A 26037-nucleotide genomic window follows, 5' to 3' on the forward strand; every position below is an offset into this window, starting at 1 on the left:
TTTTTGCGTGCTGCTTTCCCGATTTTTCTGCCTGTTGCAGCAACAACGCTGATTCCTCTGAACGCTTCTCGCAATCCGGAAAATACCGCCTCGCTTGCCAACTGCCTTCACGTTACAAACAGCCGTAATTGGGCAGGAGAAGAGATATGACAAGGATAAGAGGGATTTTACTACTGCTACTGGCTTCGCTGACATTCACTGCGCAGGGGAGTTGCCCTGAATGGTCGGATGCCCGGGCAGGTCAGGAAATTACGCGTTTGCGAGCGCAAATAGACGAATGGAATAAGGCTTACTGGCAGTCGGGCAGCAGCGAAGTCAGCGATGACGAATTCGATCAGCTCAATGCACAGTTAAAACAGTGGCAGCACTGTTTCAGCAAAGATGCCGAAGAGTCAGATGTCCCCAGACTTAACGGCACGGTTGTTCACCCTGTTGCACATACGGGGGTCCGCAAACTCAAAGACAGTTTTGCGGTTTCTCAATGGATGAACGGTAAAACGGATTTATGGGTTCAACCGAAAGTGGATGGTGTGGCGATCACGTTAGTCTACCGCAACGGGAAACTGACTCAGGCAATCAGTAGAGGAAATGGGCTCGCCGGGGAGGACTGGACGGATAAAGTCCGTCAGATCCCCGCAATCCCCAAAACCGTTCAGGGCTTGCTCGCCAATAGCGTATTACAAGGAGAGCTATTTCTTCTGCAAGAAGGGCATGTTCAACAGCAAATGGGTGGTATGAATGCCCGTTCTAAAGTCGCAGGCGCCATGCTGCGCAAAGCGGATTCAGCGCTGCTTGATGAGTTAGCTGTGTTTATCTGGGCCTGGCCGGATGGCCCTGCCCAAATGTCTCAGCGGTTGACCTTACTGCATGACGCAGGGTTTCCTCTGGTAGCGGAGTATTCACATCCTGTGAAGGATATCTCCGACGTCACCGCTCAGCGTCAACGCTGGTTTAGCTCGCCATTACCTTTTGCGACTGATGGTGTGGTGGTGCGCACAGCAAAAGAGCCAGAAGCGCGTCACTGGTTGCCGGGCGAAGGGACGTGGGTTGCGGCATGGAAATATCCACCTGTGACACAAATCGCTGAGGTTAAATCTATTGAATTCAGTGTCGGTCGCACCGGGAAAGTGGCAGTTGTGGCATTGCTGGAGCCTGTTTTGCTGGATGATAAACAGGTTCGGCGGGTGAACATCGGTTCGCTCAACCGCCTGAAAGAATGGGACATTGTCGCTGGCGATCGGCTTAGTATCAGTCTTGCCGGGCAAGGGATCCCGCGCGTTGACAATGTGGCTTGGCGAACGATGGACCGAGCCAAACCCAAACCGCCGCAAGGAACTTTCAATTTCATGACCTGCTATTGGGCCTCAGAAGAGTGCCAGCCACAGTTTTTGGCCCGGTTAGCTTGGGTGGGTCAGCAATTGCATGTGGACGGTGTGGGTGAGGCGCTTTGGCGACTACTGCATGAAACGCACCGTTTCGAACATCTCTTTTCCTGGCTGACGTTGAGCGAAGCACAACTTCGGCAAACACCGGGTATCTCGCCCGACAGGGCTCGTCTGCTCTGGCATAAGTTTGATTTGGCGAAACAGCAGCCATTCAGGCAATGGTTGCTGGCGTTGGGCATTCCGCTCAATCAAAAAGCAATAGCAGCGCTGTCGGGATATACGTGGGAGAAACTTTTGATGATGGACCCAGAGGAATGGCAAAAACTGCCGATGACCGGTAAAACCAAAACCAGCCAACTGCTGCGTTGGCTGGCAGATCCGCATGTGGTCAAGCTGGCTCAGTGGCTTGCCATGCAGGGTATCGCCGGGTTTAAGGCTTAATGAGCGTTGTGTTTGTAATGAAACACCGGCAGACCCAACTTCAGGCGAAGCGCCAACATGCGCATCGTAAAGCCAAACAGCAGCGTCGCAATCACCACCACATCGTGGCTGCTAACGTAGTGCTGCAACGCGATGTAGAGCACAGCGGAGGCGAAAGAGACTCCTGCATACAATTCTTTCTGAAATACCAGCGGGATGCGTTTACAGAACATATCGCGCAATACGCCGCCGAACACGCCAGTCACTACTGCAGCAATGGAGGCAATCACCGGGCCTTCTCCCATATCCAGCGCAATCTGTGCGCCGATGATAGAGAAAACCACCAGTCCGAGGGCGTCGAGTACCAGAAACAAACGGCGCAGATGAGGCATTACCGGGGCCAGAATGGTGGTGAGAACCGCAGCAACAGCCACAATGATCACATACTCGGGATGCTTAACCCAACCGAGCGGATAGTGACCAAGAAGAATATCGCGCACAGAACCGCCGCCAAGTGCGGTGGCGGTCGCAATGATGATCACACCAAAGGTATCCATCCGGCGACGCCCAGCGGCAAGCGCGCCTGTCATCGCTTCGGCGGTGATCCCAACCAGGTAGAGAATATGTAGCAGCATAATTGCCCTCGCAAATGAGGACGGCAGGTTAACGATTTGCATAGAAGATAACGATTGAGATTTTCTAAGGTGAATTGAAATGAATTAGTTTTTCTAATCCTATATTTATTTTATGGCTGGGTTTTTCGTTTTTCATAATGATAAATGGATTAGAAAAAGTATGTCATTTACTAAATGTTGATGGAGCAAAAAACGATGAGTTTTTCCGCAATGCTAAAGGTACTGGCAAATGGTGTGCATCCGGATACAGGGGAAGTATTGGCTCCAGGGTCTGTGGCTCATCGGCCTGACGTCATAAGAATGCTGTTTGCCGTCGCTGATGAACTGACTCTGGAGCCCGAAAAACAGAAGAAGAGCAAACTGACCGTTGAAGAGCGTCAGTTAAAAAATAGAGCCGAGGGCCGACCCGCGAATGCTTATTTCCCGTGGACGGAAGCAGAAAAGCTATTGCTCGAACAAGGCTACCAGGGAGATGAAACTGTCGAGGCGTTAAGCGAGAAGTTCGAACGTTCAACGCGCGCAGTGGCAATTCAACTGGAGAAAATGGGGCTGATTACAGCTGAGCAGTTTTTGGCGATGACGCAATAGCAAAAAGCCCGGAGCACCGGGCTTCAAAGGCTTACTCGATATTCTGGATCTGCTCGCGCATCTGCTCAATCAACACCTTCAGCTCAATCGCTGAAGTGGTGACTTCACTGTTGATAGATTTAGAGGCCAGGGTGTTTGATTCGCGGTTGAACTCCTGCATCATGAAGTCGAGACGACGGCCAACGGCTTCTTTCTTCTTCAGGATATTCCACGTCTCTTTCACATGGGCTTCCAGGCGATCCAGTTCTTCTGCGACGTCGATACGCTGAGCCATCATCACCAGTTCCTGCTCAAGACGGTTATTCTCAAGCTGGACCTGGGCATCTTCAAGTTTGGCAACCAGACGCTCACGCTGCCACAGCAGAATTTCAGGCATGTGGGTGCGAACCTTAACGACTTCGGCGCTGACGCCATCAAGACGCTGTTCGATAAGCGTTTTCAGTGCCTGACCTTCGGTTTCGCGGGCAACGATGAAATCATCCAGTGCGCCATCAAGGGCTGAGAGAATTTCAGTGGTAATGGCATCGAGATCTTGTTCTTGTGCTGCCATTACGCCTGGCCAGCGCAAAATGTCGACCGGGTTAATTTCACCTTCGTCGCTCTGCATTTTTACCCAGTTGGCCGCGTTGACCAGCTGTTTTGCCAGGTTTTCGTTGAGGATAAGCTCGCCTTGCGCGCTCGGGTCTTGTTCAAAACGCAGCGTACACTCGACCTTGCCACGGGTCAGACGGTTACGAATACGCTCACGGACGACGGGCTCCAGGCTACGGAACTGTTCCGGCATGCGGAAGTAGGTTTCGAGATAACGCTGGTTTACCGAGCGCAGTTCCCACGCGGCACTGCCCCATTCACCTTTTATTTCACGACGGGCGTAGGCGGTCATACTGCGGATCATAGACGTTCCTGTTTTTAAAGGAGAGATGGGGGGATTATAGCTAGCGGGGCTTTCTCATGATAGGAATAAGCGCGTTTAATCCGTATAATGCGCAGCCACATTCGTTTTAAGCCGGAGATATCATCATGCGTCCAGCAGGCCGTAGCGCTCATCAGGTGCGTCCCGTAACCCTGACCCGTAACTACACCAAACACGCTGAAGGCTCCGTGCTGGTCGAATTCGGTGATACCAAAGTGCTGTGCACTGCCTCCATTGACGAAGGCGTTCCGCGCTTTCTGAAAGGTCAGGGCCAGGGCTGGATCACCGCAGAATACGGCATGCTGCCGCGTTCGACCCACACCCGTAACGCCCGTGAAGCCGCTAAAGGCAAGCAGGGCGGTCGTACCATGGAAATTCAGCGTCTGATTGCTCGTGCACTGCGTGCGGCTGTTGATCTGAAGACATTGGGCGAATTCACCATCACTCTGGACTGCGACGTTATTCAGGCCGATGGCGGTACACGTACTGCTTCCATCACTGGTGCTTGTGTCGCGCTGGCCGATGCGCTGAACAAGCTGGTAGCGGCTGGTAAGCTGAAAACCAACCCAATGAAAGGAATGGTTGCCGCAGTTTCCGTGGGCATTGTTGGCGGTGAAGCGCTGTGCGATCTGGAGTATGTTGAAGATTCCGCAGCAGAAACCGACATGAACGTGGTGATGACCGAAGATGGCCGCATGATTGAGGTGCAGGGTACGGCAGAAGGTGAGCCGTTCACCCATGAAGAGCTACTGACCCTACTGGCATTGGCCCGAGGGGGGATCGAATCCATTGTAGCGGCGCAGAAAGCGGCATTAGAAAATTGATATTAAGGGCGACGATGTCGCCCTTTTTTTTGTCCGTAGAAAAGCAAATACAAAGTAAGATGAGGAGCGAATCCATGAAACCCTATCAGCGCCAGTTTATTGAGTTTGCGCTTAGCAAGCAGGTATTGAAGTTCGGCGAGTTCACGCTGAAATCCGGGCGCAAGAGCCCTTACTTCTTCAATGCCGGGCTGTTTAATACCGGGCGTGATTTGGCATTGTTAGGCCGCTTCTACGCTGAGGCGTTGGTGGATTCTGGCATTGATTTCGATCTGCTGTTTGGTCCGGCCTATAAAGGCATTCCCATTGCAACCACTGCCGCCGTTGCGCTGGCTGACCATCACGATCGTGATGTGCCGTACTGCTTTAACCGTAAAGAAGCCAAAACCCATGGCGAAGGCGGCAATCTGGTGGGAAGCCCGCTTGAAGGACGCGTGATGCTTGTGGATGATGTCATCACTGCGGGCACGGCTATCCGTGAATCGATGGAAATTATTCAGGCTAATGGCGCGACACTTGCGGGTGTGCTGATTTCGCTGGACCGCCAGGAGCGGGGTCGTGGCGAAATCTCTGCAATTCAGGAAGTTGAACGCGACTATGGCTGCAAGGTGATTTCTATTATCACTCTGAAAGACCTGATTGTTTACCTGGAAGAGAAGCCTGAAATGGCTGACCATCTGGCAGCGGTTCGCGCTTATCGCGAAGAATTCGGCGTATAAAAACGAAACCGGGCATCGCGCCCGGTTTTCTTATTGCAGTTGTGCTGCGACCAGCGGCCAGCGAGCATCAAAATCTTCCGTTGGGCAGTATTTGAATTCACTGCGTACAAAGCGGGAGAGCATTCCTTCACAAAACGCCAGCAACTGACCTGCCAATAACGTTTCATCCATCGTGTAGCCTTCACCTTCACGCATTTTCTTTTCGCGTAATACCTGGCGAAGTTGAGCTTCGATACGCTCGAACAACTGATTAATTCGCCCCTGTAGTCGGTCTTGCTCAAACATCAGGGCATGACCGGTCAGAATACGCGTCAGACCAGGGTTACGTTCACCGAAACCGAGGATCAACAGCACAATCAGGCGCAGGCGGGCGCTGGTGTCTTTTTCATCTTTTAAAATCAGATTAATGCGGGTGATCAGGCTGTCTTCGATGAACTCAATCAGACTGTCAAACATCCGGGTTTTGCTTGGGAAGTGGCGATAAAGTGCCGCTTCTGACACACCGACCGAAGCCGCCAGTTTTGCCGTAGTAATGCGCTGACTACCATCACTGGATTCAAGCATAAGCGCCAGAGATTGAAGTATTTCTTCGCGACGATTCCTTTTCGCGGTTTGTTTTTCTGCCATGTTGTCAAATACCCCTGAAAATAAACACTCGCCAGGCACGCATCCAGACAGCGACCGCAAACTGTCGCTTGCGGTGATGTTATTGCATTAATGCGCTGCAGGATGCTGCTTCAGAACCGCTTATTTGCGTCCTGAATGGCCGAAGCCGCCTTCGCCACGATCGGTGGCGTCAAACTCTTCCACCAGATTGAATTCTGCCTGAACGACAGGAACAAACACCATCTGAGCAATGCGTTCGCCCGGCTCAATGGTAAAACTCTGCTGACCACGGTTCCAGACGGAAACCATCAGCTGGCCCTGATAATCTGAATCGATAAGGCCGACCAGATTGCCGAGCACCACGCCATGCTTATGGCCCAGACCAGAGCGAGGCAGTATAACTGCCGCCAGAGAAGCGTCCGCGATGTGAATGGCCAGCCCGGTGGGCAGCAGCGTGGTTGCGCCAGGGGCCAATTCTACGGCGTCATCAAGACAGGCTCGCAGGTCAAGTCCGGCAGAGCCGGAGGTGGCGTAAGTTGGCAGCGGAAATTGCTCGCCAACGCGCGGGTCCAGAATCTTAATGTCGATTTTTTTCATCATAACGGGTAACGATCTCGTCCAGTAGTAGTTGGCCCAGGAGTTCCTTTCGCGCAAGCGGTAAGACTTTATCTCCATCCTGCCAGAATAGATGTAATGCGTTGTTGTCGCTGTTAAAGCCTTGATTAGCTTGCGATACGTCATTCGCGCAAATCAGATCAAGGTTCTTGCGGGCGCGTTTTTGCTGCGCGTATTCTTCCACATTATGGGTTTCTGCGGCAAACCCTACGACATAAGGACGAGAGGTCATCAATGCGGCAACACCGGCAACGATATCCGGGTTTTTCACCATTTTTATCGTTAATTCATCGCCTTGCTTTTTGATTTTCTCATCCGAAATTACGGTTGCGCGATAATCTGCAACGGCCGCGCAACCGATGAAAATGTGGTGTTGTTGTACATCTTTCTGGACGGCGGTTTCCATTTCCAGCGCGGTTGTAACATCGACACGCTGCACAAGAGGTGGTGTTACAAGCGTAACAGGGCCGCTGACCAACGTGACGTTAGCGCCACGTTTAGCCGCTGCTGCTGCAATCGCGAATCCCATTTTACCGGAGCTGTGATTGGTGATGTAGCGCACCGGATCCAACGGTTCCCGGGTAGGGCCTGCAGTAATCATGATATTGAGATGTTGCAGATCTTTGACAGGCGAAAAATGCGTTGCGGCCATTTCAACAATAACTAACGGGTCCAACATACGACCTGGACCGACATCGCCACAGGCTTGACTCCCGCTGTCCGGGCCCCAGAGCAATAATCCACGCTGAGCAAGCGTTTCCAGATTGTGCTGGGTTGCAGTTGCCCGATACATCTGCTGATTCATTGCCGGAACGACGGCGACAGGCGACGGCGTTGCCAGGCAAATTGTGGAGACGAGATCGTTCGCCATACCTGCGGCAACACGAGCGATGAGATCGGCAGTGGCCGGTGCCAAAATAACCAAATCCGCCCATTTGCCAAGCTCGATATGCCCCATCGCCGCTTCGGCTGCCGGGTCGAGCAAACTGTCGGAAACCGGATAGCCGGAAACCGCTTGCAGGCTTAATGGCGTAATGAAGGCTTTTGCTGCTTCGGTCATGGCGACGCGTACGTCTGCGCCTCGTTCACGTAAACGACGCACCAGCTCTGGCGTTTTGTATGCCGCGATACCGCCGCTGACGCCAAGAACGATTTTCTTACCGGCCAGGCTCATCATGGTTCTTTCCTGTGAAGTACATCGGAATGCTGCCATTTTATCACAATCCCTCGGTTGTCGTGTTGCTAAGGAAAATCCACTTTGCGAGGCATTACGCAAGAGTGGAAATGTGTTGTCGTCGGGATTGAGAGGGCGTGGCAAACTGGCGTTTGTCAAAAGGAGAGGGCTCATGGAAGATGATGGACAGGTTTTGCCCCGTGAAAAAATGCAAATAACAGGGATTGAATCGCTGAGTGACGTTGAACTGCTGGCCCTGTTTTTACGCACGGGTACACAGCGGCGGGATGTGCTCTCCTTTGCGCATTATTTGCTCGAACACTTTGGTTCGCTGCACGGTTTATTGTTGGCATCCGAAGAAGATCTCATTCAGATGGATGGCATTGGTATTGCCAAATATGCCCAGTTGAAAGGGATTGCTGAACTTGCCCGACGTTTTTTTAATCTTCAATTGATGATGCTTGAAGACCCGCTGAGCAGCCCAGATGCCACCCGTGAGTTTTTACAAAGTCAGCTGGCAAATGAAGAACGTGAGATATTTATGGTTATCTTTTTAGACAACCAAAACAGGGTGTTGAAGCACAGTCGGTTGTTCAGTGGGACGCTCAGTCATGTAGAAGTGCATCCCCGTGAGATAGTGCGTGAGGCGATTAAGGTGAATGCCGCTGCGCTGATCCTCGCGCACAATCATCCTTCAGGAAGTGCTCAACCCAGTAAAGCGGATAGAATCATCACGGAAAGAGTGATAAAGTGTTGCAACTTCATGGAGATAAGCGTCCTCGATCACTTGATTGTCGGCAAAGGTGAGGTGATTTCCTTTGCTGAACACGGATGGATTTAGCGATCCACTGGGATCTTTGTCTGTTCGGGACTTGAGCACACCGCGGAGTCAGCGTATACTACGCCACCTTTGAGAATCTCGGGTTTGGCATTTGGGCCTGGCTATACGAGTTCACTTAGAACCGTCAGACCGGGCTGTAGCAGCCTGACGAGGCGCCAATACCCTATACGAAGCTCGAGCTAATTTGATTTTTGGAGAATAGACATGTCCCGAGTCTGCCAAGTAACTGGCAAGCGTCCGGTGACCGGTAACAACCGTTCCCACGCACTGAACGCGACTAAGCGCCGTTTCCTGCCGAACCTGCACTCTCACCGTTTTTGGGTTGAGAGCGAGAAGCGCTTTGTCACCCTGCGTGTATCTGCTAAAGGTATGCGTGTAATTGACAAGAAAGGCATCGATACAGTTCTGTCCGAACTGCGTGCCCGTGGCGAAAAGTACTAAGTACTAAGAGGAATTAAATCATGGCTAAAGGTATTCGTGAGAAAATCAAGCTGGTTTCTTCTGCTGGTACTGGTCACTTCTATACCACCACGAAGAACAAGCGTACTAAGCCGGAAAAACTGGAACTGAAAAAGTTCGATCCAGTTGTCCGTCAGCACGTACTTTACAAAGAAGCTAAAATTAAATAATTTTAGTCTCCTTGTACAAAAACCCCGCTTCGGCGGGGTTTTTTGTTTTCTGCTCGTCCCCATAATAGAAAGCATCCTGCATTGTCTTTGGAGACGTCATGCCTGAATTACCTGAGGTTGAAACCAGCCGCCGCGGTATTGAGCCGCATCTGGTCGGTGAGACCATTCTGCACGCAATTGTTCGCAATGGCCGTCTGCGTTGGCCCGTTTCCACGGAAATTCATAGTCTCAGCGACAAACCCGTACTCAGCGTTCAACGGCGCGCTAAATACTTGCTTTTGGAACTGCCCGACGGCTGGATAATCATTCATCTCGGCATGTCTGGCAGTTTGCGTATCCTCGCGCAGGAACGCCCTCCGGAGAAGCACGACCATGTCGATTTGGTGATGAGTAACGGCAAAGTGCTACGTTATACCGATCCTCGCCGATTTGGTGCATGGTTGTGGACCAAAGAGCTGGAAGGTCACAGCGTACTGGCGCATCTCGGGCCAGAGCCTCTGAGCGACGCTTTTAACGCGGACTATTTCCGCGAGAAGTGTGCGAAAAAGAAAACGCCGATCAAGCCGTGGCTGATGGACAACAAGCTGGTGGTCGGCGTGGGTAACATTTATGCCAGTGAATCGTTGTTCGCGGCGGGCATTCACCCTGACAGGCTGGCGTCATCGCTCTCTGCGCAAGAGTGCGAGTTGCTGGTGCGGGTCATCAAGGCTGTGTTACTGCGTTCTATCGAACAAGGCGGGACGACGCTGAAGGATTTCCTGCAAAGCGACGGAAAACCGGGTTATTTCGCCCAGGAGTTGCAGGTGTATGGCCGGAAAGATGAGCCTTGCCGGGTGTGCGGTTCGCCAATTATTGCGACTAAGCATGCACAGCGGGCGACATTTTACTGCCGCCGCTGTCAGAAGTGACTACTTGAGTTTGTCCATCAGCGCTTGATGGACGGCCGGAGGCAGGAAGTGGGCGACGTCGCCGTCGTGGCGTGCCACTTCTTTCACCAGCGATGAAGAGATAAATGACCACTCTTTTGACGGCATCAGGAATACGCTTTCCAGCTCAGGCATCAGATGGCGATTCATGTGCGCCAACTGCATCTCATATTCAAAATCTGCCACCGCCCGTAAACCACGAATCAAAATGTTGGCCTGCTGCGCGCGGGCGAAATTCGCCATCAGATCGCTGAATCCCACCACTTCCACGTTTGCCAGGTGCGATGTTGCTTGTTCCGCCAGTGCTACGCGCTCCGCGAGATCGAACATCGGCTTTTTGCTCGGGCTGGCGGCAATCGCGAGCAGTACCTTATCGAACATGTAACTGGCCCGGGTAACGATGTCGATATGACCGTTAGTAATAGGGTCAAATGTGCCTGGATAGATGGCTTTTGTGCTCATGACTCACGCCTTCTTGCTAAAGCCGCGGTTCAGCGCCCACAGCTCGGTGTACTTGTTAAACGTATATTGTGCATTCACGACGGCCAACAGCCAGCCCTGAGCGCCATCCAAAAAGCCTGCGCGGAGAATCAGCGTTTTCATGAGCGCGCCTACCGTGTGGCTAAAAATGCCCGTCAGGGACGTTTTCTTGCCGTTCTGATGGCGTTCTTGCGCCCAGGCCGTGGCATAGGCCAACTGTTTACGTTGGAAGTCAGCAAAATCACGGCAGGTCAGGTGTTTTAGATCGCCCTTGAGCTCAATGACTTTTGCATCGCGACACTCCAGCGATTCATGAACACGATTATCGTTGTACTGCCATCGACTGCGCTCGTAAAGACGCATCACGCGATCCGGATACCAGCCACTATGCCGCATAAAGCGACCGAGGAAATAGTTACGACGCGCAATACTGTAGACAGTACCGGGTTCAGGGGCTGAAAGGGTTTCACGAAGGGATTTTTCAAGCTCAGGTGTAACGCGTTCGTCTGTGTCGATCATCAATACGTAATCGCCAGTGGCGAGTGCCTGTGCACGTTGGCGTTGAACGCCATAACCCTGCCAGTCGGTGTTGATATGGACTTGTACGCCAAGGCTGCGTGCCAGTTCAACCGTGTTGTCGTCGCTGCCGGAATCCAGCAGGACAATCTCATCAGCCCATTTAACCGACGCCAGGCAATCCGGTAGCAGATCGGCAGCGTTTTTGGCGATCATCACCACCGACAGGCGAATTGGCATTAATGGCTCCGCTGAGGCAGATAGGGTTGCAGTAACTGTAGCAGACGGGCAAGCGCGCCCTGGTTCTGATGCAGCACCTCGACGGCATGGCGGCCGTACCACAGGCGGTAATCTTCATCAGTCAGTAGCGTGGAAACTTCTTTCACCAGCGTGTCGGCATCGGTAACGGTGATCAGTCCGTCATCCTGTTGCAGCTTGGCGCAGATGTCTTTGAAATTAAAGGTGTGCGGCCCCATTAACACCGGAATCGCATGGGCGGCTGGCTCCAGCGGATTATGCCCGCCGCGTTCAACGAGGCTGCCGCCCACGAACGCCAGATCGGCAATTCCGTACAGCAGCATCAGTTCGCCCATCGTATCGCCAATCACCACCTGAGTGCTGCCAGACGGGATTTCGCCCGTGCTGCGCAGGGTGAATGTCATGCCGGCTTTTTGCACCAGTTCACGGGCATCGGCAAAACGTTCAGGGTGGCGCGGGACCAGAATAAGCAGCAGATCCGGGAAGCGTTCCAGCAGCTTTTTATGGGCGTCGAGAATGATTTTTTCTTCGCCGTCGTGGGTGCTGGTGGCAATCCATACCTGACGGCGAGGCGCCCACTGGCGACGAAGGGTTATGGCACGCGCCGCCAGTTCTGGCGTCACGGAGATATCGAATTTCAGGCTACCGGTGATGGCGAGCTGGTTGCGCTTAAGGCCTAAAGAGAGGAAACGATTTCCGTCTTCTTCATTCTGCGCGGCAATCAGGGTGATGCCACTCAGCAGGCGGCGCATGAATTTACCGAGCTTGCCGTAACCCTTCGCTGAACGCTCGGACAGGCGCGCGTTGGCAATCACCAGTGGAATTTTGCGTTTGTGCAATGCCGCGACCATGTTCGGCCACAGCTCCGTTTCCATCACGATAACCAGTTTTGGCCGTGTAGTGTTGAAAAAGCGGTTCATGGCGCCGGGCAAATCATAAGGCAGATAGACATGCTGCACGTCTTTACCAAAGGCAGACATCGCCCGCTCTGAACCGGTTGGCGTCATGGTGGTGACGGTAATCGGCAGTGACGGATAACGATGACGCAGCGCGCGCACCAGCGGGATTGCCGCCAGTGTTTCACCTACAGAAACGGAATGCAGCAGTATGCCATCAGGCACTACCTTATTTTTACAAAAGCCATAGCGTTCAGCCCAGCGTTTACGGTACGCGGGCGCCTTGCGGCTGCGCAGTAACAATCGCAGCCAGACCAGCGGCTGAATGAGGTAGAGCAAAGCGGTATACAGAAATTCCAAGCGAGTTATCCGTTTTTATACTTCGGCGGGCAAATTCTAAGCATTTACCGTGCTTAAAGCTATCCCTTTGGGGTTCTGGACGTTCAATCGGTCAGATAACGTTTCAAACGGAAGTAGCGACGGCCTAAACGCCAGCGCAAACGCGGGCTTTTCGCACTCTTCCAGATGAGTTTCCAGATGCCGCGATCAAAAAATTCACGGACGATCGCCGCCTTTTTACGCGGATCTTTCATATTGTCGAAGGTATGAATGATCCCCAGACCTTCTTTGGCGATCTGCCAGTGACAGGCAGCAATACCTTTTACTTGTTCCGGGTAGCGTTGGTTAATCGCGTCCAGCATTTCCAGAATTTTCATGTAATGGCGGGCAGAACGGATCAACGTCTCATCGTTGTCGGGCATATGTGAGACAGACGCCGAATGGATGTAGTAATCGTAGAACTGCTCGCTGGTGTACTGCACGCGTCCAGCGGCCAGCAGCACTTCAGTAGTCCACGGAATGTCCTGATGGCGCAGACCGGGCTCAAAATGGAAATTGTGCTGACGAATAAAATCGTGGCGATACAGATTCAACCAGGTCACATGCAGGAATTTACGGGAATCCAGCGCCTGTTTCAGCCAGGCGGGGCCGCTCAGGACGCCCGTCGACTGCAACTTATCCGCCGGGAAAATAGGACGGGTCGGTTTCTTATCATTTTCCCAGACGTACTGACCATTACAGGTCACCACATCGAGATTGTTCGCCAGCGCCATATCCAGTAAACGTTGATACATGCCTGGCTTGAAGTAGTCATCAATGTCCGGAAACGAGAGATACTGGCCAGTGGCGACCGTAAGGCCAGCATTGCGGGCTGCAGAGACCCCACCGTTTTGCTGAGCGATGACCTGCATATGCGGGAATGTTTCGCGCCACTTATCCACGATCGCCATGGAGTTATCTGTCGAACCATCATCAACGATGATGACTTCCATGCTGTCAATGTTCTGCGCGAGCAGGCATGAGAAGAACTGCTCTAAAAATTTTTCGCCGTTGTAGACAGCGACAACCACGCTAAGCAGTGGTGAGGTTGGGTGTTGCATAAAATACCTGATTACCGTGTTGAGTCTGCGAGAGCAATATATTGCTTGCAGATGGCCTCAATGCCATAGGCAGAAATAGTGGAGCTGTCGATGAACGGCGGGTTTTGCCAGATATCCAGCATCGTCGTCGCCAGTCCGTCATCACTCATTTCGCTCAGTCCGCGGGCCAGTTCACCGGTCAGGATCTCTGACGGCCCACCAGGACAGCGCGTGCTGACCGCCGGGGTCTGGCAAATGATCGCTTCAACCAGCACATTGCCAAACCCTTCACAATCGGAGCTCAGCACCAACTGGCCTGCGTTTTTAATCCATGGATAAGGGTTCGGCACGAAATGACGGAACTGAACACGTTCAGCAATACCGAGCTCAGCAGCCAGCGCTTGCAGCTGTTCCATTTGCTTTTGATTGCCATTGCCCATCATCACCAGTTGGGTCTGAATGCCGCTTTTCGCGAAGGCACGCAGCAGTCGGTCATGGCGCTTATGTTCATGGAAGCGGCCGACATGAATAATGTACTCTTGCCCCTGTAACTCGAAAGGTTCGGTGGCAAGTTGCTGAATACTCGCGATATCAAACGGATTATGAATGACCGCATGGCGTTTCAGATGAATGCCCAGATTGTGTCTGAGATCGTGCAGCACCGCGTTGGAAACAGCGACAACCTGCGAATTTTCATAGATGTGGCGGATTTTTGCGTGTTTTAACCACCGGGACAAGCCGCGACGGTTGCGTAAATACGAGAAGGAGAACATCCCGTGGACGCAATACCAGATTTTATCGCGATCGACCGCGCGCGTATGAGCGACGATTCGGTCTGTTTTATGCAGATGCGAGAAGACAATGTCAAACTTGCCCGTTTCTTGTGCTTTATTGATGGCATCGTCCAGCAGTCGCGCCCTGCGACAAAGCTCAGTGAGCTTACGCCATGGCTTCTTGCACGTATCCTGAATGATCTGGTAATCCACGCCATCCGGAATGGTGTAATCACACACCTTGCGCAACGAAAACAGTGATACCTGATGCCCCATTTCCACGAGCCCACGAGAAAGCGTGAGTACCGTTTTTTCGGCCCCCCCGCCGGGCAAACCATCAATAATCATAAGGATGCGCATCATTAATCCAATAAAGTTTTATAAAGCGAAATGAGCTGGCTCGAGAGCCGTTCCGGTGTTGCATCCTTGACTTTATGGCGGGCAGCCATGCCCAGTTCGTTATCTTTATCTTGTGCCGGAATAGCCATCACTGCTTCTTTCAGGCGTGAGATGTCGAGGGCATCGCAGACAAAACCATTCCTACCTTGCTCAATAAACTCCGCCCCACCACAGGTGTTTGAGGTTATGACGGGCAGCCCGCAGGCCATCGCTTCCAGAATAACATTGGGAAACGGATCGTACAGCGTTGGTAACAATAAGCCATCAGACGCCTGGTAAAACGATAATGTTTCTTTTTGCACACCGCAAAAACGGACACGGTCACGGCAACCTTCTGACTGAGCCAGATCACGATAACGCTTTTCGTCTTTATCCTGACCGACGACCAGCAGGTAGCGATCAGTATGCGCAATGGCTTTAATGGCCGCCGCCAGCCCTTTGCGCTCAAAACCGGAACCGACAAAACAGAGTACAACGGCATCATGCGGAACGCCCAGTTGCTGGCGAAGCGCCGATCTTTTCACGTTTTGTGCCGGAACGAAGCGGCTGGAATCAATTGAATTATAAATCACATGGATTTTTTTTGCGTCGACGCCGAAATCTTCAATGATTTCATTTTTGATCATCGTCGCATTACAGATAACAGCTTTCAACTCCGGAGCCTGATACATCGCTTTTTCAGCTTCCATCACATAACGATGGTAGCGGTCATGCATTAGCAGTTTTCCACGCCAGCCGGGTAAAATTCGCTGCCGTTGTAACAACCAGCGGCGATGAACGCCGTCACCTGCGCGATAAATGTCGCAGCCAGGAATACGTTCGTGGCTCTGCACAATATCAAATTGTTCTGCCTGCCAGAGTTGGCGTGCCGCATTCGCAAAACCGCGCTCGCGACTGATCCTGCCCCATTTCTGTGGGTTGCAGATATGAATGTGCCAGTCGTCCTGTTTCTCACCCTGCCACTGGCGGGTAATGACATTCAATTCGAGATCCTGATTGCTCAGCGCGCTAAGGGCGCGTGAAACAAAGCGCTCGGCACCGCCATCGGGGCGGTATTTCTGTCTGACAATCGCAAGTCGATGCTTTTTGGTCACAGATATTTCCTCGCGGCCGCCACGACGCGGTCAACCGGTATGGCATTCAGGTAACGTTCTTTCGTGCGAGTGTCGACGGCATCGGGATCGGGCAACGGTCCGTACTCACCGGCCCAAATGACTTCACCTTTTACCTGCCACGGGCTCCAGAATGTCAGTTTCGACGGGCCAAACAGCGCCACGCAAGGCGTTTGCAAAGCTGCAGCCATGTGCATGGGCACAGAATCGACGCCGATAAACAAGGCAGCTTTGTCGATGAGTGCGCCTAATTGACGCAGCGTCAGCTGGCCTGCGAGAGAATAAATGCGTTCCTGAGGGCAGGCTGCGAGGATTGTCTCGACCATCGCCAGCTCTTTTTTATCCGGCCCGGAGGTCAGCACAATGGAATGTCCATCCTGCTGTAAGGCGGTAATAGTTTGCGCCATTTTGCCTTCATCCCAGCACTTGAAGAACCAGCGCGACGTGGGTTGTACCACGATAAAACGGCCATCTACGCCTTTCTCCGTCAGCTTCGTCGAGACGGTTTGCTCATCTTCAGGGGTGTAGCACATTGAGACAGCGGCAACCGGCGCAATGTCGAGAGGCGCCAGAATAGAGAGGTTTTGTTCAACGGTGTGCATCTGCTGATGACCGCTGACTGACGCCAGCGCGGTATGGCAATGACGCCAAATTAGACCGCGACGTTTATTAAAATCAAAGCCGATACGAACCGGCGCGCCGGTAAAGCGGCTGATAAGAGCACTTCGCCATTGATCGGCGAGGTTCAGAACAAGATGATAATGTTGCGCTCGCAACGTCGTCAGCAGTTGCCACTCTTTTTGCAAGTGCCCACGCGTGCCCAACTGCTTCCATTTACGATCGATGCCGTAGACTTTATGTATTTCAGGATGGGCAACGAGCATATCGCGCGTTTCTTCGTACAACAGGACATCGATCTGCGCATGGGGCCAGCGCTGACGCAAAGAATTGATAACGGGAGTAGTCAGAAGCATATCGCCATGATGACGTAATTTAATCAATAGAATGCGTAAATCGGGCGCGTTGAGTGTCTTATTCATCATCATCTTATCGGGACCACAATGCCTGCAATTCTAATAGACATGCAGCTCACTTGCATCTTTTCTCCACAGCCCCGGTTCTTTATGGGTGACTTCTTACTCCAGATTCAGAGTGCTAACATAGCGACAACCCTCTTTAACTCTCGGGATAACCATGACGAAACCTGCGTTTATCATCACCATAGATACTGAAGGCGATAACCTGTGGCAGAACCACCGGCACATTCACACTGAAAATGCCCGTTTCCTGCCACGCTTTCAGGCGCTCTGTGAACAATATGGTTTCAAACCCGTCTGGTTAACAAACTATGAAATGGCGGTTGATCCGGTCTATATCGACTTCGCCAAAGATGTCATTGCTCGTGGTCAGGGGGAAGTGGGGATGCATCTGCATGCGTGGAACAGCCCGCCGGAACATGATTTGACGGGCGATGACTGGCGCTGGCAACCCTACTTGATTGAATTCCCGGACAATATTTTGCGCGAGAAAGTGCTGTTTATGACGCAACTCCTGGAAGAGACATTCCAGACCAAAATGCTCAGTCACCGAGCCGGGCGTTGGGCGTTCGATAGCCGTTACGCTAAGTTGCTCATTGAACTAGGGTATCAGGTGGATTGTTCGGTAACGCCTCGGGTGAACTGGCGCAATGCCAAAGGCGCGCCACAGGGAAATGGCGGCACGGATTACCAGCATTTTCCTGATCGCGCCTATTTTATGGATGAAAACGCCATCCATCAGCCCGGAAAAAGTCCATTGCTGGAAGTGCCAATGAGCATTCACTACAAACATCCGGGTTGGCTCAATGGAATAAAGCAAAGCTACGATCGGTTACGCGGAAAATATCGCTCGCCTTCTGTGAACTGGTTACGCCCGACAGGCGGGAATGCCGATCAGATGATTTCCGTCGCCGAAAAATGTCTGGCCCAAGGCAATGACTATGTCGAATTCATGCTGCACTCATCCGAATTTATGCCCGGCGGCAGCCCGACATTTAAGAATGAAGCCGATATCGAAGGACTGTATCAGGATCTGGAGAAGCTATTCGCCTGGCTTGCACCCCGCACCCAGGGAATGACGCTGGCGGAGTTTTATCAGCATAAAACGAAAAACGCCGGGTAACCGGCGTTTAAATAATTATGTGATGATGGTTTTTTCTCTTTGAGATAAATGCGTACTAAGAGCAAATAAAGTGATATAGAAAATGACAGCTTCAGAACTAATTAAAAGGACATCAGTAAAACCATAAATAAATAATGACAATGTTGTGATAAACAACAAGCTATTACTATTTTTAATGGCTGAGGATAATAATCCTCCGTAGAAAAATAATAGCAAAATGACGCCCAAAATCCCCTGCAGAGAATATTTTTCGATGAATTCATTATGCAGATGAATATCCATGTATTGCATGGCTGTTTTTAGATGTGGATGTTTTTCGGTATAACCCGCAGACCATTGTTTTCTGCTTTCTATTGATTGACCAAGAGGATGACTAAGACCATTCTCTACACCTACTATCCACATAGAGAATCTGGCACCAAGTGAAGTGTTATCGTTACCTTTATTAAAATCGGCGATTTCAATAGTAGTTTGCTTCAACTTAGGTGCAATATAAGGTTTATATCCTATTGTTATTATTGCTGCTGTAATGACAAGCAGAGTTATACATGATTTAATATGTATTTTTTTGAAATGATATAGGGTCAGCACAAAGGCAAGAATGATAAATATGCCCATGGCAGCTCTGGTTCCCGTCATCAGGATAATAACATATGAGATTAGAATGATTGCGGCAGCGAGTATGTATGCCCCTCGTTTTTTCTGTAAATACAGACCATAAATGAATGCCAGAGAGAGTGCAGAGTATACGTAAGCTGAAATGGTTGCACGGTTAGTTGCCATTTCAACACGGATAACACCCTGAGAACTCTGCCAAAACCCATAGACAGTCGCCATGAGTAATCCAGTCCCAGTAGCGATTAGAAAATAAACTTTAAATTTTTCCGTGGGAATATAACTCTTGAAGCGATCTATATATAAAACGAGCAAACTTCCTAGAATAAGTTTCTTACTTGAGCCAATATAATCACTAAAAACATTTATCCCTTCATTTTGATATTCATACATAAAGTACCATCCAAGATTCAGGATGCCTATCAGCAGAATAGGAATAGCAATGCTGAATGGTCTGGATGTTAATTTTTTATATTCAATTATCAGCCCGATAATGCTGAGGTAAATAGCAATATAAAAAAACTCTCGTTGTTTTCCAGAGCTCACTAGAACGAACGCGACAGAGATAAACGTCATTAGGAGGGTGAGATGATATATATTTTTTCTTACTTTTTCCATAATGCTTTAATAGCCCTTTTTTTGTAGCTAAAGCGAACATCTTTAGAAAAGAAAAAACCAAGGGTATATAAGCTTAACACCCGGCGTTTTACTTCATCCAATTGCAAAGGATTTAAATACGATTTATGGTTTGTATAGATATCCAGCCAATGGCAGTTGATCAGTGGCTGGAATTTTTCAGGGAACACCGTTTCCATGCTAAGCGTGCACGCTACCAGATGACTGATTTTATGTGCATCCAGCGTGCTGGAAAGACTGCTTTGGCGTTTTATGTAGTAATAGTGCCCTTCACGTTGGAAAAAGATCTTTCGCGCTTCAACAAGCATGCTGGGGAAAACCGCAAAATCCTCATAACAAATGAGCGGCGGTATAGGAGCTTTCTGATAAAGATCCCGGTGAATAAACTGACCGATCAGATGAGCCTGAAAATCTTTATGGATCAAGAAACGCCGTATGGCTTCTGGCGAGGTCAAACTGATGGGGGAAAAACCATTCCAGTCATCGGTTATCTTCGCCATGTCGCGAATTTCCAGCAGATGAGTTAACAGCATGTCGGGCTGGTGCTGTTTTAAAAAGGCACTCGCATCGCGCAGGCTACCTGGCTTCAGCAAATCATCACTGTCGAGCATGGTAATATACTGGCCTTTGGCCAGCAATACGGCATAATTTCTGACTTGTCCGATGTTTTTGAAGACCACCTCTTGGGTGATTAGTCCCGGTAGGCGCGAGGCGTTCGCCTCTATGATGCGTTGAGTATTATCGTCTGAACTGTCATTCAGAATGATAACTTCCACTTCCGGATATGCAGTATCAATGGCCGAAATCAAACTTTCAAGTGTTTGAGTAAGGGTTTTTCCTGCGTTGTGGGCCGCAATAATGACGCTAATAAAGACCATTCAATTATATTCCGGCTGCGGGAGAGTTATTATTCTGAGCACGATGAGGAAGGCTGGAAACGAAGTGATATAGCCGTACTTGTTCTTCATCGGTCAGCTGAAATAAATCTTCTCGCGACTTATCAAAGTAGTAGCGCGTTTCAAACACGTAAGAGCTGATGTTCTCATCTTTGCCTATCAATAGCGTGTCACCCAATGGGCGTTGCTCATGATAGCAGCATGGGCCAAACAGCAGCACAACAGGGACGTTAACGGCATCGGCAATGTAGACATTTCCCGAGTCTGATGCGATGTAGCAGTCCATTTTAGAAATGGCCCAAGGAACGTCTTCTAGCGGCAGTTGACCCAATAGGCTGGTAATGTTCGTCTGTTCCCCGATGTTTCGGTACAGTTCGTCTAACCACGGCTGTTCGCTCTCAGTGCCAAAAATGTAGTAATGGCAGGGTAAGTCTGCGAGAGCATCGAAAATGCGCTTCCAGATGACAGGAGGAACCGTTTTGGCTTTATTACCTGCAGAAATACTGAGTCCAATCCGAATGACGCCACGTTTCTCAAGCACCTCAGGCCAGGTTTTTGGCTGATACAGCGGGTGCGTGGCGTGCTTTGGGGCGTCTTGCCAACTGAGTGAGCGATCGGCTAATTGAAGATAATTGGTCACGGAAAGCGTATTTTTGCCGTGGTTGACTACGCCTTTCGCTGTTGCGTAGAAAATGGCGTGATACCAGCGGCGCGTGTAGATACTCAAAAACTGCTTGTTCTTCGCGTTACACACAGCCGCAAAAAACAAGTTGGTGCTGTTGGGTTGCAGCAGATAGACGTTGTCGTAACGATTCATAATCTGCCAGGCAAACTGGAATTTGGCAAAAATATTGCGCTTCTTTTTACCGATCAAAAAAAGTGTTTCGATGGTGTCATCGCGACTGGCCAGCGGCTCTACTGCGCGGCTAATCAGAACATCACTTTTTTGCAAATAGCTGAGTAGCGGCGTGGCGTTGACAAAATCGCCGATCTTCGCCGTCTGGATGACAAGGTTCTTGCCAGTCTCTTTGCGAAACAGTTTCCCAGCAAGCTTTATTGGGAGAAAGAGAATAAAAAGAATGACATAGCTCATCGACTACGTTTCCTTGCCCGCGCGTTGCAGGTTGCCCTGTAAAGCGTTAAAAATTGCATCAGCCGTGATATCTCCCATCTTGCCCGTCGGACTTACATATTGTTGTTGGTTTTTACCGTAGCCCCCAATCAACCCAGGATCGGTAGGGCCGAAGAGCGTGATGTTGGGGCGATCCAGCGCTGCTGTCAAATGGCTCAGGCCCGTGTCGACAGAAATCACTGTCTCCGCACCGGCTAGCTCTGCAGCGACCTCCGCCAGCGTCAATTTGGGTAGCACTTCGACATGCTGCAAATCCGCGGCAATGCGCTCAGCGCGCTGACGTTCATGTTCTGCGCCCCACGGGAGTTTAATCTGAATTCCCGTGTCTTGCATTAGTTCTACCAATTTGTGCCAGTGCGATTCCGGCCAGTGTTTATCGTCCCGGGTGGTGGCATGCAGGAATATCACATACGGCTTAGCATTCTGTTTCTGTAAGTGCTGGAAATGTTGGGCAATTGCATAATCGCCCTGAGTCTCTGGCTTTGAATAGCCGAGACTCTTCGCAAACAATTCGCGGGTGCGTTCAACGGCGTGCTGCTGTTTTCCGATGTGATGACGGCGATTGTAGAACAGGCTCGCCAACGGTTCGCGGGCACTTTGCCAGTCCATGCCGTGTTTGATGCCACGAGCAAGGCGAGTGACCAGCGCCGCGCTTTTCACCAGCCCCTGAGCATCAATGATCGCGTCGTATTTTTCGGCCTGAATTTTTTGGCGAAACACCAGGCGTTCGGCTTTTACCGGGCCAGAGAACCACGCTTTGCGCCAGCGCCTAATCGCCACGGGGATCACTTTATCCACGGCAGCATGCCAGCCAGGAATTTGTGCGAAGCCTTCTTCGACAACCCAGTCAAAACGGATGCCTGGAATGGCCTGCACGGCATCGGTCAGCGCGGGCAGTGTGTGAAGCACGTCGCCCATGGAGGACGTTTTTACGATCAGCACTCGCATCCGTTATACGTCCTCGGCCAGCAGGAGCTGGTTCAGTTCTTCGAGTACGCGCTCCGGCGTAATGTCGATCAGACTCTGGTGATAGCCCTCTTCGGCATCACCTTTGCGGACTTTGTGGTAGCCCGTAATCAGACGAATGACTTTGGCTTTGTTCGACAGCGGCGGAGTGAAATCCGGGCTGCTTGGACCATACAACGCAACAAGCGGGCGGTTCAACGCTGCCGCAACGTGCATCAAGCCTGAATCGTTGGTGACCACGGCTTTACACGCGGCAAGCAATACCACCGCTTGTTCAAGCTGCGTTTCGCCCGCCAGATTGCGGCACCACGCCTGCTGTTCCTGGCTGAGCGTGGCAAGAATTTCGTTGCCGGCATCGTGGTCTTTAGCGGAGCCAAACAGCACCACCTGGTAGCCTTCATCGATCAGCTGTTTTGCGAGTTCTGCATAGTGGAAATGCGGCCAGCGTTTCGCCGGGCCAAATTCTGCGCCGGGGCAGAAGCCAATCATCTGGCGTTCTGTTGAAAGATTAAAAGCGGAGCAGGTATGTGATTTTTCGCCTTCGTTCACCTGAAGTTGTGGCCACAGCAGCGGCTGCGGCAAATCTTTCGCCGAGCGCATCACGCCTTTGTCGTACGCCAGCGCCACGTAGCGCTCAACCATCAACGGCCAGGCGGCTTTATCGAGTACGCGCGCATCATTCAGCAAGCCGTAGCGCATCTCGCCACGCCAGCCGGTACGCTGTGAAATCCCGGCAAAAAACGGCACCAGCGCCGATTTAAAAGAGTTAGGCAGCACATAAGCCCGGTCATAGCGTTTCTCGCGCAGACTGTGCCCGAGCCGACGGCGTTCGCCAATTTCCAGCGCCCCGTGACCGAGCGGCATTGAGATGGCTTCGTTCACTTCCGGCATACGCGATAAAAGAGGACGGCACCACGCGGGAGCCATCACATCAATGATCGCCTGGGGATAGCGCGCCTTGAGTGTGCGATAGAGACTTTGCGACATCATCATGTCGCCCACCCATGACGGGCCAATCACCAGTATTTTCATTCACTTCATCCTTCAAGCTGTCTCAGCGTTGGCTGCCTGCATTCACTCCGGTCACTTACTTTAGTAAGCTCCCGGAGATTCACTTAGTTGCCGCCTTGATACTGCTCGAATGATTTTGTGAATTTGCATCATTGTCGCGGTTCAGCCAGTGCATGTATTCCGTTACGCCTTCTGCAACGGTTTTGAACGGCTTGTCGTAGCCAGCGGCACGCAGATTGGTCATATCAGCCTGAGTAAATGCCTGGTAGCGACCTTTCAGTTTTTCCGGGAACGGAATGTACTCGATGCTGCCTTTTTTGTGGTACGCAAGCGTCGCATCGGCCACCGCCTGGAAGGATTCTGCGCGACCGGTGCCGAGGTTGAAAATCCCGGATACGCCGTTCTCCCAGAACCACAGATTCACCGCCGCCACATCGCCAACATAGACGAAATCGCGTTTAAAGCCGTCGCTGCCTTCGAACAGTTTCGGACTTTCGCCATTGTTCAGTTGCGTGTTGAGATGGAAAGCCACGCTCGCCATACTGCCTTTGTGTCCTTCACGCGGGCCGTAGACGTTGAAGTAACGGAAACCCACCACCGGAGAATCGACTTCCGGGAGGATTTGACGCACATATTCGTCGAACAGGAATTTGGAGTAGCCGTACACGTTCAGCGGTTTTTCATATTCGCGGGATTCAATAAAGTCGGACGTGCGTCCGCCATAAGTTGCCGCAGAAGAGGCGTACAGGAACGGGATTTCGCGCTCCAGGCAGTAGTGCAGCAGCTCTTTGGAGTACTGATAGTTGTTATCCATCATATACTTGCCATCCCACTCGGTGGTGGAAGAGCAGGCACCTTCATGGAATACCGCTTCGATTTCGCCCATCTCTTCGCCTGACATAATCTGGATCAGGAAGTCTTCTTTATCCATGTAGTCGGCGATATTGAGGTCAACCAGGTTGACGAATTTGGTGCCATCTTTCAGGTTGTCCACCACCAGAATGTCAGTGATGCCTTTATCATTCAGGGCTTTAACGATGTTGCTGCCAATGAAGCCTGCGCCGCCGGTAACGATGATCATAACGATAACCTTTGAAATGTGGGTGACCGGGCCACTCCCGGACGCTAATGGTTCTTATCATACCATCACTACGCGGAGTCTTCACATTCACCGACAAGCCGCAGGGGTACACGTGATTTATGCTGCAAAAACGGGGAACGGGTGCTGAGTCATCTCGTATCAGCGTAGAGGTTTGGGTAATATGTGCCAAATTTTGCCGAATCTGGAGAGTTGCAATGCGTGGTGATTTTTACAAACAGTTAACCAGCGACCTGGAAACCGCCCGTGCGGAAGGGTTGTTTAAAGAAGAACGCATCATTACCTCTGCCCAGCAGGCGGACATTACCGTCGGCGATGGCAGCCATGTCATCAACTTCTGCGCCAATAACTATCTGGGCCTGGCGAACCATCCGGAGCTTATCGCCGCAGCAAAAGCCGGGATGGACAGTCACGGATTCGGCATGGCGTCGGTTCGCTTTATTTGTGGCACGCAAGACAGTCACAAAGTGCTGGAAAACAAGCTGGCGACGTTCCTTGGCATGGAAGATGCGATTCTGTATTCCTCTTGCTTTGACGCCAACGGCGGCCTGTTTGAAACGCTGCTCGGCCCGGAAGATGCCATTATTTCCGATGCGCTGAACCATGCGTCCATCATTGACGGCGTGCGCCTGTGCAAAGCGAAGCGTTTCCGCTATGCCAACAACGACATGCAGGAACTGGAAGCGCGCCTGAAAGAAGCCCGTGAAGCCGGTGCGCGCCACGTGCTGATCGCCACCGATGGCGTATTCTCCATGGATGGTGTGATTGCCAACCTCAAAGGCGTGTGCGATCTGGCGGATAAATACGATGCGCTGGTCATGGTCGATGATTCCCATGCAGTCGGTTTCGTTGGCGAAAACGGGCGCGGCTCGCATGAATATTGTGAAGTGATGGGTCGCGTAGACATCATCACCGGCACGTTGGGCAAAGCGCTCGGCGGCGCGTCCGGTGGCTATACGGCGGCGCGTAAAGAAGTGGTTGAGTGGCTGCGTCAGCGTTCGCGTCCATATCTGTTCTCCAACTCTCTGGCCCCGGCGATTGTGTCTGCCTCCATCAAAGTGCTGGAAATGGTGGAATCAGGCGCGGAACTGCGTGACCGTCTCTGGAGCAACGCCCGTCTGTTCCGCGAAAAAATGAGCGCTGCAGGCTTCACGCTGGCCGGTGCCGATCACGCGATCATTCCAGTGATGCTCGGTGAAGCGACCGTGGCGCAAGATTTTGCGCGCGAACTGCAAAAAGAAGGGATTTACGTCACCGGGTTCTTCTATCCGGTGGTGCCAAAAGGTCAGGCGCGTATCCGCACTCAGATGTCTGCGGCGCATACCCCTGAGCAAATTGAACGTGCGGTGGACGCGTTTACCCGCATCGGTAAGCAACTGGGCGTGATTGCCTGAGGAT

Annotated in this window: 28 protein-coding genes; 10 read left to right on the forward strand and 18 right to left on the reverse strand. The window is 51.5% G+C overall.

Features of this window, described 5'->3' with window-relative positions:
* The first annotated feature begins 146 nt into the window (after positions 1-146).
* Positions 147-1826: an NAD-dependent DNA ligase LigB gene (ligB, locus tag VH187_RS11040; RefSeq protein WP_329701498.1), complete on the forward strand. Its 1680-nt coding sequence runs from the start codon at positions 147-149 to the stop codon at positions 1824-1826.
* On the opposite strand, the gene VH187_RS11045 is transcribed toward ligB, so the two are convergent.
* Positions 1823-2440: a trimeric intracellular cation channel family protein gene (locus VH187_RS11045; protein WP_329701499.1), complete on the reverse strand. Its 618-nt coding sequence runs from the start codon at positions 2438-2440 to the stop codon at positions 1823-1825. The genes ligB and VH187_RS11045 overlap by 4 nt on opposite strands.
* Positions 2441-2635: 195 nt before the next feature.
* Here VH187_RS11045 and VH187_RS11050 point away from each other — a divergent pair, with 195 nt between their 5' ends.
* A complete protein-coding gene (locus VH187_RS11050; protein ID WP_329701500.1) occupies positions 2636-3028 on the forward strand; it encodes a hypothetical protein in 393 nt (130 codons plus the stop codon).
* Positions 3029-3059: 31 nt separating this feature from the next.
* Here the strand turns inward: VH187_RS11050 and VH187_RS11055 are convergent, their stop codons facing one another.
* Positions 3060-3923, reverse strand: coding sequence for a YicC/YloC family endoribonuclease (locus VH187_RS11055; RefSeq protein ID WP_329701501.1), 864 nt, complete (start codon positions 3921-3923; stop codon positions 3060-3062).
* A 125-nt stretch (positions 3924-4048) separates the two neighbouring features.
* Between VH187_RS11055 and rph the strand changes: the two genes are divergently transcribed.
* Positions 4049-4765, forward strand: a complete 717-nt coding sequence (rph, locus tag VH187_RS11060) for a ribonuclease PH (protein WP_329701502.1) — start codon at positions 4049-4051, stop codon at positions 4763-4765.
* 74 nt (positions 4766-4839) lie between these two features.
* Positions 4840-5481 (forward strand): orotate phosphoribosyltransferase, encoded by a 642-nt coding sequence (pyrE, locus tag VH187_RS11065; protein WP_329701503.1) that lies wholly within the window; start codon positions 4840-4842, stop codon positions 5479-5481.
* Positions 5482-5511: 30 nt separating this feature from the next.
* Here the strand turns inward: pyrE and slmA are convergent, their stop codons facing one another.
* From slmA to coaBC, 3 genes are all read right to left on the reverse strand, one after another.
* Positions 5512-6108: a nucleoid occlusion factor SlmA gene (gene slmA, locus VH187_RS11070; protein WP_329701504.1), complete on the reverse strand. Its 597-nt coding sequence runs from the start codon at positions 6106-6108 to the stop codon at positions 5512-5514.
* A 120-nt stretch (positions 6109-6228) separates the two neighbouring features.
* Positions 6229-6687, reverse strand: a complete 459-nt coding sequence (gene dut / locus VH187_RS11075) for a dUTP diphosphatase (RefSeq protein ID WP_329701505.1) — start codon at positions 6685-6687, stop codon at positions 6229-6231.
* Entirely contained in the window at positions 6665-7876 is a 1212-nt protein-coding gene (coaBC, locus tag VH187_RS11080; RefSeq protein ID WP_329701593.1) for a bifunctional phosphopantothenoylcysteine decarboxylase/phosphopantothenate--cysteine ligase CoaBC, read from the reverse strand. Before coaBC ends, dut begins: the two co-directional genes overlap by 23 nt.
* A 172-nt stretch (positions 7877-8048) precedes the next feature.
* On the opposite strand from coaBC, the gene radC reads away from it, so the two are divergent.
* The 4 genes from radC (at position 8049) to mutM (ending at position 10254) form a co-directional block, all read left to right on the forward strand.
* Positions 8049-8717, forward strand: a complete 669-nt coding sequence (radC, locus tag VH187_RS11085) for a RadC family protein (protein WP_329701506.1) — start codon at positions 8049-8051, stop codon at positions 8715-8717.
* A 204-nt stretch (positions 8718-8921) separates the two neighbouring features.
* Positions 8922-9158: a 50S ribosomal protein L28 gene (rpmB, locus tag VH187_RS11090; RefSeq protein WP_002436699.1), complete on the forward strand. Its 237-nt coding sequence runs from the start codon at positions 8922-8924 to the stop codon at positions 9156-9158.
* Positions 9159-9178: 20 nt separating this feature from the next.
* The gene (rpmG, locus tag VH187_RS11095) at positions 9179-9346 is read left to right on the forward strand and encodes a 50S ribosomal protein L33 (protein ID WP_003024094.1); all 168 of its coding nucleotides are present in this window, start codon (positions 9179-9181) and stop codon (positions 9344-9346) included.
* Positions 9347-9444: 98 nt separating this feature from the next.
* Complete coding sequence (mutM, locus tag VH187_RS11100) at positions 9445-10254, forward strand: bifunctional DNA-formamidopyrimidine glycosylase/DNA-(apurinic or apyrimidinic site) lyase (RefSeq protein WP_329701507.1); 810 nt, start codon at positions 9445-9447, stop codon at positions 10252-10254.
* On the opposite strand, the gene coaD is transcribed toward mutM, so the two are convergent.
* The 7 genes from coaD to rfaQ form a co-directional block, all read right to left on the reverse strand.
* On the reverse strand, positions 10255-10734 hold the full coding sequence (gene coaD / locus VH187_RS11105; protein WP_329701508.1) for a pantetheine-phosphate adenylyltransferase: 480 nt from the start codon (positions 10732-10734) through the stop codon (positions 10255-10257).
* A 3-nt stretch (positions 10735-10737) separates the two neighbouring features.
* The gene (locus VH187_RS11110) at positions 10738-11508 is read right to left on the reverse strand and encodes a glycosyltransferase family 2 protein (protein WP_329701509.1); all 771 of its coding nucleotides are present in this window, start codon (positions 11506-11508) and stop codon (positions 10738-10740) included.
* Positions 11508-12782 carry a lipid IV(A) 3-deoxy-D-manno-octulosonic acid transferase gene (gene waaA / locus VH187_RS11115; RefSeq protein WP_329701510.1) on the reverse strand — a complete coding sequence of 425 codons (1275 nt, stop codon included), beginning with the start codon at positions 12780-12782 and terminating at the stop codon, positions 11508-11510. Before waaA ends, VH187_RS11110 begins: the two co-directional genes overlap by 1 nt.
* An 83-nt stretch (positions 12783-12865) precedes the next feature.
* The gene (locus VH187_RS11120) at positions 12866-13861 is read right to left on the reverse strand and encodes a glycosyltransferase (protein WP_329701511.1); all 996 of its coding nucleotides are present in this window, start codon (positions 13859-13861) and stop codon (positions 12866-12868) included.
* Between the two features lie 11 nt (positions 13862-13872).
* Positions 13873-14973 carry a glycosyltransferase gene (locus tag VH187_RS11125; RefSeq protein WP_329701594.1) on the reverse strand — a complete coding sequence of 367 codons (1101 nt, stop codon included), beginning with the start codon at positions 14971-14973 and terminating at the stop codon, positions 13873-13875.
* A 2-nt stretch (positions 14974-14975) separates the two neighbouring features.
* Positions 14976-16106 carry a glycosyltransferase family 4 protein gene (locus VH187_RS11130; protein WP_329701512.1) on the reverse strand — a complete coding sequence of 377 codons (1131 nt, stop codon included), beginning with the start codon at positions 16104-16106 and terminating at the stop codon, positions 14976-14978.
* Entirely contained in the window at positions 16103-17170 is a 1068-nt protein-coding gene (gene rfaQ / locus VH187_RS11135) for a putative lipopolysaccharide heptosyltransferase III (protein WP_329701513.1), read from the reverse strand. The genes VH187_RS11130 and rfaQ overlap by 4 nt, the downstream gene beginning before the upstream one ends.
* 148 nt (positions 17171-17318) lie before the next feature.
* Here rfaQ and VH187_RS11140 point away from each other — a divergent pair, with 148 nt between their 5' ends.
* The gene (locus VH187_RS11140; RefSeq protein WP_329701514.1) at positions 17319-18284 is read left to right on the forward strand and encodes a polysaccharide deacetylase family protein; all 966 of its coding nucleotides are present in this window, start codon (positions 17319-17321) and stop codon (positions 18282-18284) included.
* 15 nt (positions 18285-18299) lie between these two features.
* On the opposite strand, the gene VH187_RS11145 is transcribed toward VH187_RS11140, so the two are convergent.
* The 6 genes from VH187_RS11145 to rfaD form a co-directional block, all read right to left on the reverse strand.
* Positions 18300-19517 (reverse strand): O-antigen ligase family protein, encoded by a 1218-nt coding sequence (locus VH187_RS11145; protein ID WP_329701515.1) that lies wholly within the window; start codon positions 19515-19517, stop codon positions 18300-18302.
* The gene (locus VH187_RS11150; protein WP_329701516.1) at positions 19505-20413 is read right to left on the reverse strand and encodes a glycosyltransferase family 2 protein; all 909 of its coding nucleotides are present in this window, start codon (positions 20411-20413) and stop codon (positions 19505-19507) included. Before VH187_RS11150 ends, VH187_RS11145 begins: the two co-directional genes overlap by 13 nt.
* Before the next feature lie 4 nt (positions 20414-20417).
* Positions 20418-21524, reverse strand: coding sequence for a glycosyltransferase family 9 protein (locus tag VH187_RS11155; RefSeq protein WP_329701517.1), 1107 nt, complete (start codon positions 21522-21524; stop codon positions 20418-20420).
* A 3-nt stretch (positions 21525-21527) separates the two neighbouring features.
* Positions 21528-22511 (reverse strand): lipopolysaccharide heptosyltransferase RfaC, encoded by a 984-nt coding sequence (rfaC, locus tag VH187_RS11160; RefSeq protein WP_329701518.1) that lies wholly within the window; start codon positions 22509-22511, stop codon positions 21528-21530.
* 3 nt (positions 22512-22514) lie between these two features.
* A complete protein-coding gene (rfaF, locus tag VH187_RS11165; protein ID WP_329701519.1) occupies positions 22515-23561 on the reverse strand; it encodes an ADP-heptose--LPS heptosyltransferase RfaF in 1047 nt (348 codons plus the stop codon).
* 79 nt (positions 23562-23640) lie between these two features.
* Positions 23641-24621 carry an ADP-glyceromanno-heptose 6-epimerase gene (gene rfaD, locus VH187_RS11170; RefSeq protein WP_329701520.1) on the reverse strand — a complete coding sequence of 327 codons (981 nt, stop codon included), beginning with the start codon at positions 24619-24621 and terminating at the stop codon, positions 23641-23643.
* A gap of 215 nt (positions 24622-24836) precedes the next feature.
* Here rfaD and kbl point away from each other — a divergent pair, with 215 nt between their 5' ends.
* Entirely contained in the window at positions 24837-26033 is a 1197-nt protein-coding gene (gene kbl / locus VH187_RS11175) for a glycine C-acetyltransferase (RefSeq protein ID WP_329701521.1), read from the forward strand.
* Positions 26034-26037 lie beyond the last annotated feature (4 nt).

Origin of the sequence: Scandinavium sp. (assembly GCF_036271055.1) — a bacterium.
Classification (GTDB): domain Bacteria; phylum Pseudomonadota; class Gammaproteobacteria; order Enterobacterales; family Enterobacteriaceae; genus Scandinavium.